14 protein-coding genes are annotated in these 16,580 nt (G+C 61.0%); 8 read left to right on the top strand and 6 right to left on the bottom strand.

The annotated features are described in order from the left end of the window. Window positions 1–445 precede the first annotated feature (445 nt). From carA to kefC, 4 genes are all read left to right on the top strand, one after another. Complete coding sequence (carA, locus tag IT763_RS03080) at window positions 446–1,594, top strand: glutamine-hydrolyzing carbamoyl-phosphate synthase small subunit (protein WP_004932920.1); 1,149 nt, start codon at window positions 446–448, stop codon at window positions 1,592–1,594. Between the two features lie 16 nt (window positions 1,595–1,610). Then, window positions 1,611–4,835, top strand: a complete 3,225-nt coding sequence (carB, locus tag IT763_RS03085; protein WP_197758548.1) for a carbamoyl-phosphate synthase large subunit — start codon at window positions 1,611–1,613, stop codon at window positions 4,833–4,835. Window positions 4,836–5,006: 171 nt separating this feature from the next. Further along, a complete protein-coding gene (gene kefF / locus IT763_RS03090) occupies window positions 5,007–5,564 on the top strand; it encodes a glutathione-regulated potassium-efflux system oxidoreductase KefF (RefSeq protein WP_016929126.1) in 558 nt (185 codons plus the stop codon). After that, window positions 5,557–7,410: a glutathione-regulated potassium-efflux system protein KefC gene (kefC, locus tag IT763_RS03095; RefSeq protein ID WP_021505358.1), complete on the top strand. Its 1,854-nt coding sequence runs from the start codon at window positions 5,557–5,559 to the stop codon at window positions 7,408–7,410. Before kefF ends, kefC begins: the two co-directional genes overlap by 8 nt. A gap of 35 nt (window positions 7,411–7,445) precedes the next feature. Here kefC and IT763_RS03100 read toward each other — a convergent pair whose 3' ends face one another. After that, a complete protein-coding gene (locus tag IT763_RS03100; protein ID WP_015376619.1) occupies window positions 7,446–8,060 on the bottom strand; it encodes a LysE family translocator in 615 nt (204 codons plus the stop codon). Window positions 8,061–8,188: 128 nt separating this feature from the next. Between IT763_RS03100 and IT763_RS03105 the strand changes: the two genes are divergently transcribed. The 4 genes from IT763_RS03105 to IT763_RS03120 all read left to right on the top strand — a co-directional run bounded on the left by IT763_RS03105 (window position 8,189) and on the right by IT763_RS03120 (window position 12,151). After that, a complete protein-coding gene (locus IT763_RS03105) occupies window positions 8,189–8,995 on the top strand; it encodes a threonine/serine exporter ThrE family protein (protein WP_016929123.1) in 807 nt (268 codons plus the stop codon). Then, window positions 8,992–9,456 carry a threonine/serine exporter gene (locus IT763_RS03110; RefSeq protein WP_015376621.1) on the top strand — a complete coding sequence of 155 codons (465 nt, stop codon included), beginning with the start codon at window positions 8,992–8,994 and terminating at the stop codon, window positions 9,454–9,456. Before IT763_RS03105 ends, IT763_RS03110 begins: the two co-directional genes overlap by 4 nt. Before the next feature lie 143 nt (window positions 9,457–9,599). Further along, a complete protein-coding gene (gene folA, locus IT763_RS03115) occupies window positions 9,600–10,082 on the top strand; it encodes a type 3 dihydrofolate reductase (protein ID WP_016929122.1) in 483 nt (160 codons plus the stop codon). A 179-nt stretch (window positions 10,083–10,261) separates the two neighbouring features. Next, window positions 10,262–12,151, top strand: a complete 1,890-nt coding sequence (locus IT763_RS03120; RefSeq protein ID WP_016929121.1) for a PhoX family phosphatase — start codon at window positions 10,262–10,264, stop codon at window positions 12,149–12,151. A gap of 48 nt (window positions 12,152–12,199) precedes the next feature. Here the strand turns inward: IT763_RS03120 and apaH are convergent, their stop codons facing one another. From apaH to surA, 5 genes are read right to left on the bottom strand one after another with little or no spacing between them, the layout of a single operon-like run. Beyond that, window positions 12,200–13,051: a bis(5'-nucleosyl)-tetraphosphatase (symmetrical) ApaH gene (gene apaH, locus IT763_RS03125; RefSeq protein WP_016929120.1), complete on the bottom strand. Its 852-nt coding sequence runs from the start codon at window positions 13,049–13,051 to the stop codon at window positions 12,200–12,202. A 2-nt stretch (window positions 13,052–13,053) separates the two neighbouring features. Beyond that, complete coding sequence (gene apaG / locus IT763_RS03130; protein ID WP_016929119.1) at window positions 13,054–13,431, bottom strand: Co2+/Mg2+ efflux protein ApaG; 378 nt, start codon at window positions 13,429–13,431, stop codon at window positions 13,054–13,056. Between the two features lie 12 nt (window positions 13,432–13,443). Further along, complete coding sequence (gene rsmA / locus IT763_RS03135; protein WP_016929118.1) at window positions 13,444–14,262, bottom strand: 16S rRNA (adenine(1518)-N(6)/adenine(1519)-N(6))-dimethyltransferase RsmA; 819 nt, start codon at window positions 14,260–14,262, stop codon at window positions 13,444–13,446. Then, on the bottom strand, window positions 14,255–15,256 hold the full coding sequence (pdxA, locus tag IT763_RS03140; protein WP_371811599.1) for a 4-hydroxythreonine-4-phosphate dehydrogenase PdxA: 1,002 nt from the start codon (window positions 15,254–15,256) through the stop codon (window positions 14,255–14,257). The genes rsmA and pdxA overlap by 8 nt, the downstream gene beginning before the upstream one ends. Next, a complete protein-coding gene (gene surA / locus IT763_RS03145) occupies window positions 15,234–16,535 on the bottom strand; it encodes a peptidylprolyl isomerase SurA (RefSeq protein WP_004932876.1) in 1,302 nt (433 codons plus the stop codon). Before surA ends, pdxA begins: the two co-directional genes overlap by 23 nt. Window positions 16,536–16,580 lie beyond the last annotated feature (45 nt).

Raw genomic sequence — 16,580 nt, forward strand, 5'->3', positions numbered from 1 at the left:
GTTGTATTGATCATAATGCTATGATAATCGGGCAATAATTTTATTGTCCTTTTTTTTAACATGATAAATACCGTGTTGGTTTTATTTCATTGTCAAAGCTGTTATTTGTCTGTATTTACTTTGCTAATCATCTCCTTTTTTTCCACCCTTGGCTTTTTTAGCGTCTTTTTTGTCCCATTCCGGCGCTATTTTCCGTCATTCTTCCCCGCAACCGTTTTCCAGCTCCGGTTTTCTGTGTTTTTATCGGCGCTCAAGCCGCATAAGCGCCGAGAACTGCAAAAATAAAACAAAAAACGGCAGTTTGGGTAGACAAGCCAGGCACTCATCATTAAAATGCGCCCAATTTGCCAAAAATTGGCCTCGCGGACGGTTTTTGCATTGATTTAGATCGCGATATCTGAATTAATATGCAAATATTGTGATTGATTATTCCTTGGAGGGTGTTTTGATAAAGTCAGCGCTATTGGTTCTGGAAGACGGAACCCAATTCCACGGTCGGGCCATCGGGGCAGAGGGAACGGCAGTGGGGGAAGTGGTCTTCAATACGTCGATGACCGGTTATCAAGAAATCCTCACTGATCCTTCCTATTCCCGCCAGATCGTTACTCTTACTTATCCTCATATCGGCAATGTCGGCACCAATGCTTCCGACGAAGAATCCTCCGCAGTACACGCCCAAGGCCTCGTCATTCGCGACCTCCCGCTGATCGCCAGCAACTACCGCAACGAAGAAAGCCTGTCCGACTACCTCAAGCGTCACAACATCGTGGCGATCGCCGATATCGATACCCGCAAATTGACCCGCCTGCTGCGCGAGAAGGGCGCCCAGAACGGCTGCATCATCGCCGCCGATTCGCCGGACGCCGCGCTGGCCCTGGCCAAGGCGCAAGGTTTCCCGGGGTTGAAGGGCATGGATCTGGCGAAAGAGGTCACCACCCAAGAGGCCTACAGCTGGCAGCAAGGCAGCTGGACGCTTGAAGGCGACCTGCCCGAAGCCAAAACCGCCGCGGAACTGCCGTTCCACGTGGTGGCTTACGACTACGGCGCCAAGCGCAACATCCTGCGCATGCTGGTGGATCGCGGCTGCCGCCTGACCGTGGTGCCGGCGCAGACCCCGGCCGACGAGGTGCTGAAAATGAATCCGGACGGCATCTTCCTGTCCAACGGCCCGGGCGATCCGGAGCCGTGCGACTACGCCATCACCGCCATCAAACAGTTCCTGGAAACCGACATTCCGGTGTTCGGCATCTGCCTGGGCCACCAGCTGCTGGCGCTGGCCAGCGGGGCGAAAACCATGAAGATGAAGCTCGGCCACCACGGCGGCAACCACCCGGTGAAGGATCTGGACAACAACACCGTGATGATCACCGCGCAGAACCACGGCTTTGCGGTAGATGAGAACAATCTGCCGGCGAACCTGCGCGTGACGCACAAATCGCTGTTCGACCATACGGTGCAGGGCATTCACCGCACCGACAAGGCGGCGTTCAGCTTCCAGGGCCACCCGGAAGCCAGCCCAGGCCCGCACGACGCTGCGCCGCTGTTCGATCACTTTATCGAACTGATTGAGACTTACCGTTCTAACGCCAAATAATCAGGAGCAGTAAAAAATGCCAAAACGTACAGACATAAAAAGCATCCTGATCCTCGGCGCGGGTCCGATCGTTATCGGCCAGGCGTGTGAGTTCGACTACTCGGGCGCCCAGGCGTGTAAAGCGCTGCGCGAAGAGGGTTACCGCGTCATTCTGGTCAACTCCAACCCGGCGACCATCATGACCGACCCGGAGATGGCCGACGCGACCTACATTGAGCCGATCCACTGGGAAGTGGTGCGCAAGATCATCGAAAAAGAGCGCCCGGATGCGGTGCTGCCGACCATGGGCGGCCAGACGGCGCTGAACTGCGCGCTGGAGCTGGAGCGCCAGGGCGTGCTGGCCGAGTTCGGCGTTACCATGATCGGCGCCACCGCCGATGCGATTGACAAGGCCGAAGACCGTCGCCGTTTCGATGTGGCGATGAAGAAAATCGGTCTGGATACCGCGCGTTCCGGCATCGCGCACACCATGGAAGAAGCGCTGGCGGTAGCCGCTGACGTCGGCTTCCCGTGCATCATCCGCCCTTCCTTTACCATGGGCGGCACCGGCGGCGGCATCGCCTACAACCGCGAAGAGTTCGAAGAGATCTGCGAACGCGGCCTGGACCTGTCGCCGACCAACGAGCTGCTGATCGATGAATCGCTGATCGGTTGGAAAGAATACGAGATGGAAGTGGTGCGTGATAAGAACGACAACTGCATCATCGTCTGCTCCATCGAAAACTTCGACGCTATGGGCATCCACACCGGCGACTCGATCACCGTCGCACCGGCCCAGACCCTGACCGACAAGGAATACCAAATCATGCGCAACGCCTCGATGGCGGTGCTGCGTGAGATCGGCGTCGAAACCGGCGGCTCCAACGTGCAGTTCTCGGTCAACCCGAAAACCGGTCGCCTGATCGTTATCGAAATGAACCCGCGCGTGTCGCGCTCTTCGGCGCTGGCGTCGAAAGCCACCGGCTTCCCAATTGCCAAGATCGCCGCCAAGCTGGCGGTGGGCTATACCCTCGATGAGTTGATGAACGACATCACCGGCGGCCGCACCCCGGCGTCGTTCGAACCGTCCATCGACTATGTCGTAACCAAGATCCCGCGCTTCAACTTCGAGAAGTTCTCCGGCGCCAACGATCGCCTGACCACCCAGATGAAGTCGGTCGGCGAAGTGATGGCCATCGGCCGCACCCAGCAGGAATCGCTGCAAAAAGCGCTGCGCGGGCTGGAAGTGGGCGCGACCGGCTTCGATCCGAAAGTGAGCCTGGACGATCCGGAAGCGCTGACCAAAATCCGCCGCGAGCTGAAAGACGCCGGTTCCGACCGCATTTGGTACATCGCCGACGCCTTCCGCGCCGGTTTGTCGGTTGACGGCGTTTTCAACCTGACCAACGTCGACCGTTGGTTCCTGGTGCAGATTGAAGAGCTGGTGCGCCTGGAAGAGCAGGTGGCCGAGGCGGGCATCAACGGCCTGAACAAAGACTTCCTGCGTACTCTGAAGCGCAAAGGCTTCGCCGATGCGCGTCTGGCCAAGCTGGCCGGCGTCGCCGAGAGCGAAATTCGCAAGCTGCGCCACAGCTACGGCCTGCATCCGGTATACAAGCGCGTGGATACCTGCGCGGCGGAATTCGCCACCGACACCGCCTACATGTACTCCACCTATGAAGAAGAGTGTGAGTCCAATCCGACCAACGACCGGCCGAAAGTGATGGTGCTGGGCGGCGGGCCGAACCGCATCGGCCAGGGCATTGAGTTTGACTACTGCTGCGTGCACGCTTCGCTGGCGCTGCGTGAAGACGGCTACGAGACCATCATGGTCAACTGTAACCCGGAAACCGTCTCCACCGACTACGACACCTCGGACCGCCTGTACTTTGAGCCGGTAACGCTGGAAGACGTGCTGGAAATCGTGCGCATCGAGAAACCGAAAGGCGTGATCGTGCAGTATGGCGGCCAGACCCCGCTGAAGCTGGCGCGCGAGCTGGAAGCCGCAGGCGTGCCGGTTATCGGCACCAGCCCGGACGCCATCGACCGTGCCGAAGACCGCGAACGCTTCCAGCAGGCGGTCAACCGCCTGGGCCTGAAGCAGCCAGCCAACGCCACCGTCACTGCCATCGAGCAGGCGGTCGAGAAGGCGGCGGGCATCGGTTATCCGCTGGTGGTGCGTCCTTCCTACGTGTTGGGCGGCCGGGCGATGGAAATCGTTTACGACGAAACCGACCTGCGCCGCTACTTCCAGACTGCGGTCAGCGTATCCAACGATGCGCCGGTGCTGCTGGATCGCTTCCTGGACGACGCGGTGGAAGTGGACGTCGATGCCATTTGCGACGGCGAACGCGTGCTGATTGGCGGCATCATGGAGCACATCGAGCAGGCGGGCGTGCACTCCGGCGACTCCGCGTGTTCGCTGCCGGCGTACACCCTGAGCCAGGAAATTCAGGACGTGATGCGTCGTCAGGTGGAAAAACTGGCGTTCGAGCTGCAGGTGCGCGGCCTGATGAACGTGCAGTTCGCGGTGAAGGACAACGAAGTCTACCTGATTGAAGTCAACCCGCGCGCCGCGCGCACCGTGCCGTTCGTGTCCAAAGCGACCGGCGTGCCGCTGGCCAAAGTGGCCGCGCGCGTGATGGCCGGCAAAACGCTGGTTGAACAGGGCGTGACCGAAGAGATCATCCCGCCGTACTACTCGGTGAAAGAAGTGGTGCTGCCGTTCAACAAATTCCCGGGCGTCGACCCGATTTTGGGGCCGGAAATGCGCTCTACCGGGGAAGTGATGGGCGTGGGCCGCACCTTCGCGGAAGCCTTCTCCAAAGCGATGCTGGGCAGTAACTCGGGCATGAAGAAACAGGGCCGCGCGCTGCTGTCGGTGCGCGAAGGCGACAAGGCTCGCGTGGTCGATTTGGCCGCCAGCCTGCTGAAGCAGGGCTTCGAGCTGGACGCGACCCACGGCACCGCGGTGGTGCTGGGCGAAGCGGGCATCAACCCGCGCCTGGTCAACAAGGTGCACGAAGGGCGTCCGCACATTCAGGACCGTATCAAGAACGGCGAGTACACCTACATCGTCAACACCACGGCAGGCCGTCAGGCGATTGAGGACTCCAAGCTGATTCGCCGCAGCGCCCTGCAGTACAAGGTGCACTACGACACCACGCTGAACGGCGGCTTCGCCACCGCGATGGCGCTGAAAGCGGATCCGACCGAGCAGGTTACATCGGTGCAGGAAATGCACGCGCGTATCGGCAAGTAACCGCGCGAGAATGCCTACGCCAGGGCGCTGCAGATGCAGCGCCCTTTTTTATTCAGTGAATTTGTAGGCTGGCGTTAAAAATTTCCGCTATCAATCAGTGGGCAAACTGTCACTCTGTGTGATTGATATATGCTTGGTGTATTGGCAAGGAACGAAGGAACGACGATAACAATGATTCTGATAATTTATGCTCACCCATATCCCCGGCATTCGCATGCCAATCACCGCCTGCTGCAGGCGGTGAGGGATCTCCCCGAGGTGGAGGTGCGCTCGCTGTATGAGCTGTACCCCGATTTCAATATCGACATCAACGCCGAGCAGCGGGCGGTGGAACGCGCCGACCTGGTGGTGCTGCAACATCCGATGCAGTGGTACAGCTTCCCGCCGTTGTTGAAACTGTGGATCGACAAAGTGCTGGAGCACGGCTGGGCCTACGGCCACGACGGCAATGCGCTGGTGGGTAAAGACTGCCTGTGGGCGGTGACCAGCGGCGGCGACGAGCACCACTTCGAGCTGGGCGACTTCCCCAACTTCGCCGCGCTGGCGCAGCCGCTGCAGGCCACGGCGATCTATTGCGGCATGACCTGGCTGCCTTATTTCGCCGTGCACAATACCTTTACCTGCAACGAGCCGGCGCTGCTCGCCGCCGGCGAAGCCTACCGCCAGCGGCTGGTCGACTACCTGATGGAACATGCCGAAGCGGAAACCCGGGAGGCCAGCCATGGATAATCACCACATGATGATCGAAGGGCTGATCTACCTCGGCTCCGCGGCGCTGTTTGTGCCGATTGCGGTGCGCCTGGGACTGGGCTCGGTGCTCGGTTACCTGATCGCCGGTTGCATCATTGGCCCCTGGGGGCTGAAGCTGGTGTCGGACGCCGAATCGATCCTGACCTTCGCCGAGATCGGCGTGGTGCTGATGCTGTTTATCATCGGCCTGGAGCTGGATCCTAAACGGCTGTGGACGCTGCGTGCCTCGGTATTCGGCGGCGGCAGCATTCAGATGGTGGGTTGCGGCCTGGCGCTGAGCGCCTTCTGTTACTTCCTTGGCCTTAACTGGAAGGTGGCGTTGCTGATTGGCCTGACGCTGGCGCTCTCATCCACCGCCATTGCCATGCAGGCAATGAGCGAACGCAATCTGACGCCGTCGCCGATCGGCCGTAGCGCGTTTGCGGTGCTGCTGTTCCAGGATATCGCGGCGATCCCGCTGGTGGCGATGATCCCGCTGCTGGCCAGCAGCGGCGCCACCACCACGCTGGGCGCTTTCATGCTGTCGGCGGCCAAGGTGGTGGGCGCGTTGACGATGGTGGTGTTGCTCGGCCGCTACGTCACCCGTCCGCTGCTGCACTTCGTCGCCCGTTCGGGCATGCGCGAAGTGTTCAGCGCCGTGGCGTTGTTCCTGGTGTTCGGCTTCGGCATCCTGCTGGAGATGGCCGGGCTGTCGATGGCGATGGGGGCGTTCCTCGCCGGGGTGCTGTTGGCGAGCTCGGAATACCGCCACGCGCTGGAGAGCGATATTCAGCCGTTCAAGGGATTGCTGCTGGGGCTGTTCTTCATCGGCGTCGGCATGTCGATCGACTTCGGCACGCTGTTCCATCATCCGTTGCTGATCGCCTCGTTGCTGCTGGGCTTTATGTTGATCAAGGCGGCGTTGCTGTGGCTGATTGGGCCGCTGCTCGGCGTGCCGAAGCGCCAGCGCGGCCTGTTCGCCATTCTGCTGGGGCAGGGCAGTGAGTTCGCCTTCGTGATCTTCAGCGCCGCGCAGCTGGCCGGCGTCTTGCCGGTTGAATGGGCCAAGTCGCTGACGCTGGCGGTGGCGCTGTCGATGGCGGCCACCCCGCTGCTGTTGGTGATCGCCGCGCAGCTGGAGAAAAATGCGCCGAAAGAGGATCGCCCGGCTGACGTCATTGATGACGAGAACGCCAGCGTGATCATCGCCGGCTTCGGCCGTTTCGGCCAGATCGCCGGTCGTTTACTGTTGGCCAACGGCGTGCACACCGTGGTACTGGATCACGATCCGGACCATATCGAAACGCTGCGCAAATTCGATACCAAGGTGTTCTATGGCGACGCCACGCGCGCCGATCTGCTGGAGGCCGCCGGCGCCGCTCACGCCAAGGTGCTGATCAACGCCATCGACGACGTGGAGGACAGCCTGGCGTTAACCGAGCTGGCCAGGCAGCACTTCCCGCATCTTAAGGTGGTGGCGCGGGCGCGCGACGTCGATCACTGGTATCAGTTGCGGCAGCTGGGGGTGGAAAAACCGGAGCGCGAAACCTTCGAAAGCTCGCTGCGCGTCGGCCGTGAAACGCTGGAGTTGCTGGGGCTGGACGCCTATGAGGCGCGCGAGAAAGCGGACACGTTCCGTCGCTATAACCTGAAGATGCTGGAAGATACGCTGGATAATTACCAGGATACTGAATTCCGTATCGCCAGCCTGCAGCGGGCCAAGGAGATGCTCAGCGCGGCCATCGAGCAGGATCAGAATCGGCTGGCGCGGGTGCAGCAGACCGGTTGGCGCGGCAGTATCGACGGCAAGGCGCCGGAGGATGAAGTGGTGGAAGCCAAAGGATAAGGGGAGGGGCGCCGTGATGGCGCCCCTTTTTTTGCTTAGCTCAGCGCGACCTTGATGCCTAAGGCGATCAACATGCCGCCCAGCAATTTGTCGACGATCTTCTGCGTCTTTTCCAGCCCGCGGCGCACCGGCCCGCTCTGGATCAAAAATACCAGCAGCGGCCACCAGATGACCGACAGGCCGAGAATAATCCCCGCGTACCACAGCTTGTCACCCAGACCGGAATCGATCTGCAGCACCTGGGTGAAGACCGCCAGGAAGAACAGGGTGGCTTTCGGATTCAGCAGGTTGCACAGGTAGCCTTGCGCAAAGGCGCTCTTCAGGCTGACCTGCTGCTGCGGCAGATTGCTGACGTTCATTTTGCCGCCGCCGCGCGACAGCAGCGCCTGGATGCCGATCCACACCAGATAGACTGCCCCGGCGTATTTCAGCAGGTTGAACAGCCACGGCGTGGTGGTGATCACCACCGCCAGCCCGGCGACGCAATAGGACATGTGGGTGGCGACGCCGCAGATCACGCCGAAGGCGGTCATCATGGCGGCCAGCCGCGGGTAGCGGGCGGCGTTTTTGATCACCAGGAAAAAATCCGGGCCGGGGGAGAGCATGCCGAGGGCGGCAATGCCGGCGACGAACAACGAAGTTTCAAGCATGGGAGACGTCTCGCGCAAAAGGCAGCAATCTGGCGATAATAACGCCGCTTCCTCTGATGCGCATCAACCCAATGAGGTATTGTTAGGCTCTATGATAATAATTCATCTCCCGCCAGCGACGGAGCACCATGCAGCAGACGACCACTACCGCCACAGACAGGCCGGAACCGCACCGGCAACAACGCGAAATCACTCGACTGTGCATTCAATGCGCGCTGCTGCTGTTGCAGCACGGCGCCGAGAGCACGGTGGTGGAACAGCTGTCGACCCGCCTGGGGCTGGCGCTGGGGATGGACAGCGTGGAAAGCTCGATCTCCGCCAATGCGGTGGTGTTGACCACTCTTAGCCATGGCGCCTGCCTGACCACCACCCGCAAGAACGTCGATCGCGGCATCAATATGCAGGTGGTGACCGAAGTGCAGCATATCGTGATCCTCGCCGAGCATCGCCTGGCGGATGCGCACGACGTGGCGCGTCGCTTTGAAAGGATCCGGCCGCTGCGCTACCCGCGCTGGCTGGTGGTATTGATGGTAGGGCTGTCCTGCGGGTGCTTCAGCATGCTCAACGGCGGCGGCGGCGACGCCTTCCTGGTGACCTTTATCGCCAGCGGCGCGGCGATGCTGGTGCGCCAGATCCTCACCGCCCGCCAGATGAATCCGCTGATCAATTTTTGCCTGACGGCATTTGTCGCGACGTCGATCTCCGGGCTGCTGCTGCGCCTGCCGGCGTTTAAAGACACCTCGAGCGTGGCGATGGCCGCCAGCGTGTTGCTGCTGGTGCCGGGCTTCCCGCTGATCAACGCGGTGGCCGACATGTTCAAGGGGCACGTCAATACCGGACTGGCGCGCTGGGCGATGGCCAGCCTGCTGACGCTGGCGACCTGTATCGGCGTGGTGATGGCGATGTCGCTGTGGGATCTGCGGGGGTGGTCATGAATCTGCTGTGGGCATTGTTGCAGGAGATGCTGTTGGCGGCGGTGCCGGCGCTGGGCTTCGCCATGGTGTTTAACGTGCCGTTGCGCGCGCTGCGCTATTGCGCATTGCTCGGGGCTATCGGGCGCGGTTCGCGCATGCTGATGATGCATGCCGGCATGAACATTGAGTGGGCCTCGCTGTTGGCGGCGATCCTGATTGGCATCATCGGCATCTACTGGTCGCGCTGGCTGTTGGCGCATCCGAAGGTGTTCACCGTGGCGGCGGTGATCCCGATGTTCCCCGGCATTTCCGCCTATACCGCGATGATCACGGTGGTGGAGATCTCGCATCTGGGCTACAGCGAAGCCCTGATGGAGACCATGATCACCAACTTCCTCAAGGCCAGTTTCATCGTCGGCGCGTTGTCGATCGGCCTGTCGTTACCGGGCCTGTGGCTGTACCGCAAACGCCCCGGCGTGTGAAATCGCCCGGCGGGCGATCGTTGGTTATTAGATATACTGATAAGAGCTATCTTATATATTCATCTTGCTTGATTAGCCTATCGACGGCACTCAGGCCTTTACGTATAGTGTCACCAATTTTGCTGCCTACACAGGGTTAAACAATGATTATCAGCCTGATCGCTGCCTTGGCGGCGGATCGCGTTATTGGCATGGAAAACGCCATGCCGTGGCACCTGCCGGCGGACCTTGCGTGGTTTAAACGCAATACGTTGAATAAGCCGGTTATTATGGGCCGCAAGACCTTCGAGTCCATCGGCCGCCCGCTGCCGGGCCGCCACAATATCGTTTTGAGCAGCCGCCCGGGCAGCGAAGCCGGGGTGACCTGGGTAACCTCGCTGGATGAGGCGCTGGCCGCCGCGGGCGACGTGGAGGAAGTGATGGTGATCGGCGGTGGGCGCATCTATACCCAGCTGCTGCCGCGCGCCGACCGTCTGTACCTGACGCACATCGACGCCGAAGTCGGCGGCGATACCCACTTCCCGGATTACGAGCCGGACGAGTGGGAAACCACGTTCAGCGAATTCCACGACGCCGACAATCTGAACTCGCACAGCTACTGCTTCGAAATCCTGCAGCGCCGCTGATTTCAGCCCGTTAGCCAACTCTCCCGGGGGCGCAAGCAATTGCGCCCCCGGCCTTTTTGCGCCGGTCATTTGTAACCTTTCCGTCACATTACCTGATTAGTATGAAGCCCAACTCCGAGCGCCACGGCAACTCTGGTGAATCTTGACCGCGGCGCCATAACTAAAAAGGTAACCACGTTATGACCAAGCAAATTGAGCAATTAGACGCCGACCGCCTGATCGATCCCACTCGCCGCAAGCTGCTGCTTGGCAGCGCCGGCGCCGTCGGCCTGGCCGGCTTTCTCGGCGGCGGCATCTGGTCGGTTTCCGCCGAGGCGTTGGCCGAGGATCTGCCGCCGAACACGCTGCTGGGCTTTCAGGGCATCGCCGCATCTACCGCCGACGAGGTGACCATCGCGCCGGGCTACCGCGCGGAGGTGCTGATCTCCTGGGGTGAGCCGCTGGTGGACGGCGCGCCGGCCTTCGATCCGCAGGGCAACAACAGCGCCGCCGATCAGGAAAAACAGTTTGGCGATAACAATGACGGTATGAGCTTCTTCCCTATCGATGACAATCACGGCGTGATGGCCATCAATAACGAATACGTCAACGAACAGTATCTGTTCGCCCACGGCGGCGCCAAAGCCACCAGCCTGGAAGAGGTGCGCAAGTCGCAGGCGGCGCACGGCGTCTCCATTGTCGCGGTCAAGCGGGTCGGCGACGGCCAGCGCTGGGAGGTGGAACGTCCATCGCGCTATAACCGCCGCATCACCGCCAACAGCGAAATGCAGTTCAGCGGCCCGGCCGCCGGGCACCCGCTGCTGCAGACCGCCGCCGATCCGAGCGGCCGCAAGGTGCTGGGCACCTTCGGCAACTGCGCCAACGGCAAGACGCCGTGGGGGACCTATCTGACCTGCGAGGAAAACTTCGACACCTATTTCGGCACCCGTCAGGCCGATTATCGAACCACGCCGGAACAAAAGCGCTACACGCTGAAGGTCAGTGAACCGGAGCGCAACTGGCCGGACTATGACGAGCGCTTCGATGTGGCGAAGAATCCCAACGAATTCAACCGTCACGGCTGGATCGTCGAGATCGATCCGCTGAATCCGAGCTCGACGCCCATCAAGCACACCGCGCTCGGCCGCTTCAAGCATGAAAACGCGGCGGTGACCGTGGCCAAAGACGGCCGTCTGGTGGTGTACATGGGCGACGACGAGCGCGGCGAACATATCTATAAGTACGTTTCCAAAGGCGTGGTCGACGCCGCCAATCCGGCCAACAATCGCACGCTGCTGGACGAGGGAACGCTGTACGTGGCGCAGTTCGACGGCGATGAGGCCGGCACGCCGCTGAAGGGCAAAGGACGCTGGATTGCGCTTGAGTTTGGCAAGAATGGCCTGACGCCGGAGAACGGTTTCCGCGACGAGGCCGAAGTGCTGATCTTCGCCCGCAAGGCGGCGCAGCAGGTCGGCGCCACCAAAATGGATCGCCCGGAGTGGATCGCGGTGAACCCGCATGACGGTCGCGCATACTGTACGCTGACCAACAACAGCAAGCGCGGTGAGGAAGGGATGCCGCTGAACGCCGCCAACCCGCGACCAAACAATATCTATGGCCAGATCATTCGCTGGGACGAAGGCGGCGACGCCACCGCCGACGTCTTCGCCTGGGATATCTATGCGCTGTGCGGCAACCCGATCGCCCACCCCGAGGGCGTCAACCGCGGCACGCCGAATATCACGGCGGAAAATACCTTCAACAGCCCGGACGGGCTGGGCTTTGATCGCGCCGGCCGCCTGTGGATCCTCACCGACGGCAAGTACAGCAACAAGGGCGATTATGTCGGGCAGGGCAACAACCAGATGTTGGTGGGCGATCCGATCAGCGGCGAGATCCGCCGTTTCATGGTGGGACCGAAGTCCTGCGAATTGACCGGCATCACTTTCACTCCGGACTACAAGACGATGTTCGTCAACGTACAACATCCGGGAGAAGAGGGCGATTCGCACTTCCCGAACAACAGCCCGCGCCCGCGTTCATCGGTATTGATGATCACGCGTGAAGATGGCGGGGTGATTGGGGCGTAAGGCGACTATATAGAAAACAAAGGCGGCCACCGGGCCGCCTTTGTATTTTCAGGATGCGGCTAATCTGCCGGCGTGGTCAGACGCCTCGCCCCGATTGGCGGGCTGCGTGAAGTAACGGCGGTCTTCCCAGCGCAGCATCGTCAAGTCACCGCCCCAGCAACAGCCGGTATCCAGCCCGATCACGCCTTCCGGCGTGCCCTTGCCTTCGAGCGAGGCCCAGTGGCCGAAGATGATGGTGTATTCGGGGTCGACCAGGCGCGGCAGTTCGAACCACGGCTTCAGCGGCGCCGGCGCGCTGCCCGGCGCATCTTTGCAGATCATGTCGAGTTGGCCGTTGGGGAAGCAGTAGCGCATGCGCGTCAGCGCATTGGTGCTGAAACGCAGGCGCGCCAGGCCGCTCAGCTCCGGCGCCCAGTTGTTCGGCATGTCGCCGTACATGGCGTCGAGGAACAGCGGGTAGCTGTCGCTGCTCAATACCGCTTCCACTTCGCGCGCGCACATTTTCGCGGTGTCGATATCCCACTGCGGAGTGATGCCGGCGTGCGCCATCACCAGCTTTTGCTCATCGTCCACCTGCAGCACCGGTTGGCGGCGCAGCCAGTTGATCAGCTCGTCGGCGTCAGGCGCCTCCAGCAGCGGGGTGATGCGATCTTTGGGTTTGTTGCGGCTGATGCCGGCGTAAACCGCCAGCAGGTGCAGATCGTGGTTGCCTAGCACCATGCGCACCGCCGGGCCGAGCGAGCGCACGTAGCGCAGCACGTCCAGCGAGGCGGGGCCGCGCGCCACCAGATCGCCGGTCAGCCACAGTTGATCGCGCTCGGGATCGAACGCAGCCTGAGCCAGCAGCGACTTCAGTTCATCGAAACAGCCGTGAACGTCGCCGATAAGGTATGTCGACATAATTAATGGATCAGCGTTGGAATGGCTAAGCGAAACACGGGAATAGCGGTGCGGAACGGCTGACCCTGATGGTCAACCATTTCGTAATGGCCTTCCATGGTGCCCAGCGGCGTTTCCAGAATGGCACCGCTGGTGTACTGAAACTCTCCGCCGGGCGGAATGACGGGCTGTTCGCCGATCACGCCTTCGCCCTGGACTTCGGTTTGGCGGCCGTTGCTGTTGGTGATCAGCCAGTAACGGCCCAGCAGTTGCACGTCGGTCCGCCCCAGATTGCGGATGGTGATGGTATAGGCGAAGACGTAACGCTCTTCTTCAGGGATCGACTGTGATTCCACATAGATGCTCTGAACCTGAATACACACGCGGGGCGAATCAATCATGACAACAACTCCTTATTGCTGCGGCGCCGGATTGGCTGACAGCCAGTTGGCCAGCTTGCAGTACTGCGCCACAGAAATATTCTCTGCTCTGAGCGAAGGATCGACGCCCAGTTCCATCAGCTGTTCCGGCGTGAACAGGTCGCCCAGGCTGTTGCGGATGGTTTTCCGCCGTTGGTTGAACGCCTGCGTGGTGATGCGGCTCAGCATGCGCACGTCGCCCACCGGGTTCGGCAGCACGCTGTGCGGCACCAGACGCACCACGGCGGAATCGACCTTCGGCGGCGGCGCGAACGCGGTCGGCGGCACTTCCAGCACCGGAATGACGTTGCAGTAGTACTGCGCCATCACGGTCAAACGCCCGTAGGCCTTGCTGTTTGGGCCGGCCACCAGACGGTTGACCACCTCTTTTTGCAACATAAAGTGCATGTCGCGGATTGCCTGAGTATAGCTGAAAAGGTGGAACATCAGCGGCGTCGAAATATTGTACGGCAGGTTACCAAATACGCGCAGCGGTTGGCCAGCTTCCTCGGCCAGTTCGGCGAAATTCACCGTCATGGCGTCCTGCTGGTGGATGGTCAGCTTGTCTTTCAACCGCGGGTGGTTCTCCAACCGGGTGGCCAGATCGCGGTCCAGTTCGATCACCGTCATGCGGTCCATGCGTGCGCCGACCGGCTCGGTCAAGGCGCCGAGGCCGGGGCCGATCTCGACCACCGCTTCGCCCGGTTGCGGGTGAATGGCGGAGACAATGCTATCGATGACAAACTGATCGGTTAAAAAGTTTTGTCCAAAGCGTTTGCGGGCAAAGTGCCCTTGGTGGACTCTGTTATTCATTACAATTAATTATCATTTTAATGGCGAGATTCAGGGCCGTTTGGAAACTGCCGACATCGGCGGTGCCGGTGCCGGCCAGTTCCAGAGCGGTACCGTGGTCGACCGAGGTGCGTATGAAAGGCAAACCGAGGGTGATATTCACCGCGCGGCCGAACCCTTGGTATTTTAGCACCGGCAGCCCCTGATCGTGATACATCGCCAGCACCGCATCGGCATCTTGCAGATATTTGGGCTGGAACAGGGTGTCCGCCGGCAGCGGGCCGATCAGATGGATACCGTCAGCGCGCAGCGCGTCGAGCGCCGGGATGATGGTGTCTATCTCTTCGCGCCCCATATGGCCGCCTTCCCCGGCGTGGGGATTCAGACCGCAGACGTAAATGTGCGGCTGGGCGATGCCAAATTTGTTTTTCAGATCGTGGTCGAGAATGCGAATGACTTCGAACAGGCTCTGCTGCGTGATGGCGCCCGGCACCGCCAGTAGCGGCAGGTGGGTGGTCGCCAGCGCCACGCGCAGCTCTTCGGTCGCGAGCATCATCACCACGCGATCGCAGCGGCTGCGATCGGCAAAGAATTCGGTATGGCCGATAAACGGCACGCCGGCGTCGTTGATCACGCCTTTGTTCACCGGGCCGGTGATCAGGGCGGAAAACTCGCCGTTCAGGCAACCGTCGCAGGCGCGCGCCAGGGTTTCCACCACGTAGGCGCTGTTACCTACGTTCAGTTCACCGGCGGTGACCGGCTGAGCGAGCGACACCGGCAGCACGGTCAGCGTGCCGGCGCGTTGCGCCTCGGCCGGTTGCTGCGGTTGGTAGTCGCGCAGCGTCAGCGGCAGGCCCAAACGCTTCGCGCGTTCAAGCAGCAGGGCCGGATCGGCGCACACCACCAGCTCAACAGGCCAATCCTGTTGCGCCAGGGCGGCTACCAAATCCGGCCCCACCCCGGCGGGTTCGCCGGGGGTAATGACAACGCGTTTATTGCTGTGCATCGCTGCCATCGAGGATCTTCACGTAAGCCTGGGCACGCTGTTCCTGCATCCAGGTCTGCGCCTCTTCGGCGAACTTACGGTTGAACAGCATGCGGTAAGCGCGATCTTTCTGCGCGGCGTCGGTTTTATCCACCTGACGGGTATCCAGCAGCTGAATCAGGTGCCAACCGAAGGAAGAGTGCACCGGCGCGCTGATTTCACCTTTGCTCAGCTTCAGCAACGCATCGCGGAAGGCCGGATCGTAGATGTCCGGGGAGGCCCAGCCCAGATCGCCGCCCTGCATGGCGGAACCCGGATCCTGCGACAGCTGTTTGGCTTCGTCGGCGAATTTGGCGCGGCCGCTCTTGATCGCTTCCGCAACGGATTGCAGCTTGGCGCGCGCCTGATCGTCAGTCAGCACCACCGAAGGCTTCAGCAGGATGTGACGGGCGTGCACTTCGGTGACCGACACCGACTGGCTCGCGCCGCGGATGTCGTTCACTTTCAGGATGTGGAAGCCGACGCCGGAACGGATTGGGCCGACGACGTCGCCTTTCTTGGCGCTCACCAGACGTTCAGCGAACAGGGTCGGGATCTCTTGCAGCTTGCCCCAGCCCATGTTGCCGCCTTTCAGCGCCTGAGAATCGGCGGAGTAGGTGATCGCCAGCTTGCCGAAGTCGGCGCCGCTGTTGATCTCACCCACCAGGCGTTTGGCCAGCTCTTCGGCTTTATCGACCTGCTGCTGCGACGGGTTTTCCGGCAGCGGGATCAGGATGTGGCTGATGTTCATTTCGGTGTCGCTGCCGTTCTGCGCGCCCACCTGTTTGGCCAGCGCGTCCACTTCCTGCGGCAGGATGGTGACGCGGCGGCGCACTTCGTTGTTACGCACTTCGGAAATCAGCATCTCTTTGCGGATCTGCGAACGGTAGGTGTTGTAGTTCAACCCTTCGTACGACAGGCGGCTGCGCAGCTGATCGACGTTCATGCGGTTCTGCGCGGCGATGTTGGCGATCGCTTTGTCCAGCTCGGCGTCGGACACGGTGATGCCCATTTTCTTGGCCATCTGCAGCTGGATGTTATCCATGATCAGCCGTTCGATGATCTGATGGCGCAGCGTCTTGTCGTCCGGCAACTGTTGGCCGGCCTGCTGGGCGTTGAGCTTGACTGACTGCAACAGACCGTTGACGTCGCTTTCGAGTACCACGCCGTTATCCACGACGGCGGCGACTTTATCCACTTCTTGGGGTGCTGCGAACGCGGCATTGGCGCAAACCACCAATCCGAGAATAAGCGTTCTCCAGTTCTTCATACATTTCCCATTATGTAATCCGCAAATGCGGGTGAAAGTTCTCGT

It is taken from the genome of Serratia sp. CMO1, from assembly GCF_015689115.1.
GTDB lineage: Bacteria > Pseudomonadota > Gammaproteobacteria > Enterobacterales > Enterobacteriaceae > Serratia > Serratia marcescens.

Coding starts and splice junctions, on each gene's coding strand:
- apaG (WP_016929119.1), bottom strand. CDS start 13,431: ATGATTGATTCGCCCCGCGTGTGTATTCAGGTTCAGAGCATCTATGTG.
- carB (WP_197758548.1), top strand. CDS start 1,611: ATGCCAAAACGTACAGACATAAAAAGCATCCTGATCCTCGGCGCGGGT.
- apaH (WP_016929120.1), bottom strand. CDS start 13,051: ATGTCGACATACCTTATCGGCGACGTTCACGGCTGTTTCGATGAACTG.
- IT763_RS03100 (WP_015376619.1), bottom strand. CDS start 8,060: ATGCTTGAAACTTCGTTGTTCGTCGCCGGCATTGCCGCCCTCGGCATG.
- IT763_RS03120 (WP_016929121.1), top strand. CDS start 10,262: ATGACCAAGCAAATTGAGCAATTAGACGCCGACCGCCTGATCGATCCC.
- rsmA (WP_016929118.1), bottom strand. CDS start 14,262: ATGAATAACAGAGTCCACCAAGGGCACTTTGCCCGCAAACGCTTTGGA.
- kefF (WP_016929126.1), top strand. CDS start 5,007: ATGATTCTGATAATTTATGCTCACCCATATCCCCGGCATTCGCATGCC.
- surA (WP_004932876.1), bottom strand. CDS start 16,535: ATGAAGAACTGGAGAACGCTTATTCTCGGATTGGTGGTTTGCGCCAAT.
- IT763_RS03105 (WP_016929123.1), top strand. CDS start 8,189: ATGCAGCAGACGACCACTACCGCCACAGACAGGCCGGAACCGCACCGG.
- folA (WP_016929122.1), top strand. CDS start 9,600: ATGATTATCAGCCTGATCGCTGCCTTGGCGGCGGATCGCGTTATTGGC.
- pdxA (WP_371811599.1), bottom strand. CDS start 15,256: ATGGCAGCGATGCACAGCAATAAACGCGTTGTCATTACCCCCGGCGAA.
- kefC (WP_021505358.1), top strand. CDS start 5,557: ATGGATAATCACCACATGATGATCGAAGGGCTGATCTACCTCGGCTCC.
- IT763_RS03110 (WP_015376621.1), top strand. CDS start 8,992: ATGAATCTGCTGTGGGCATTGTTGCAGGAGATGCTGTTGGCGGCGGTG.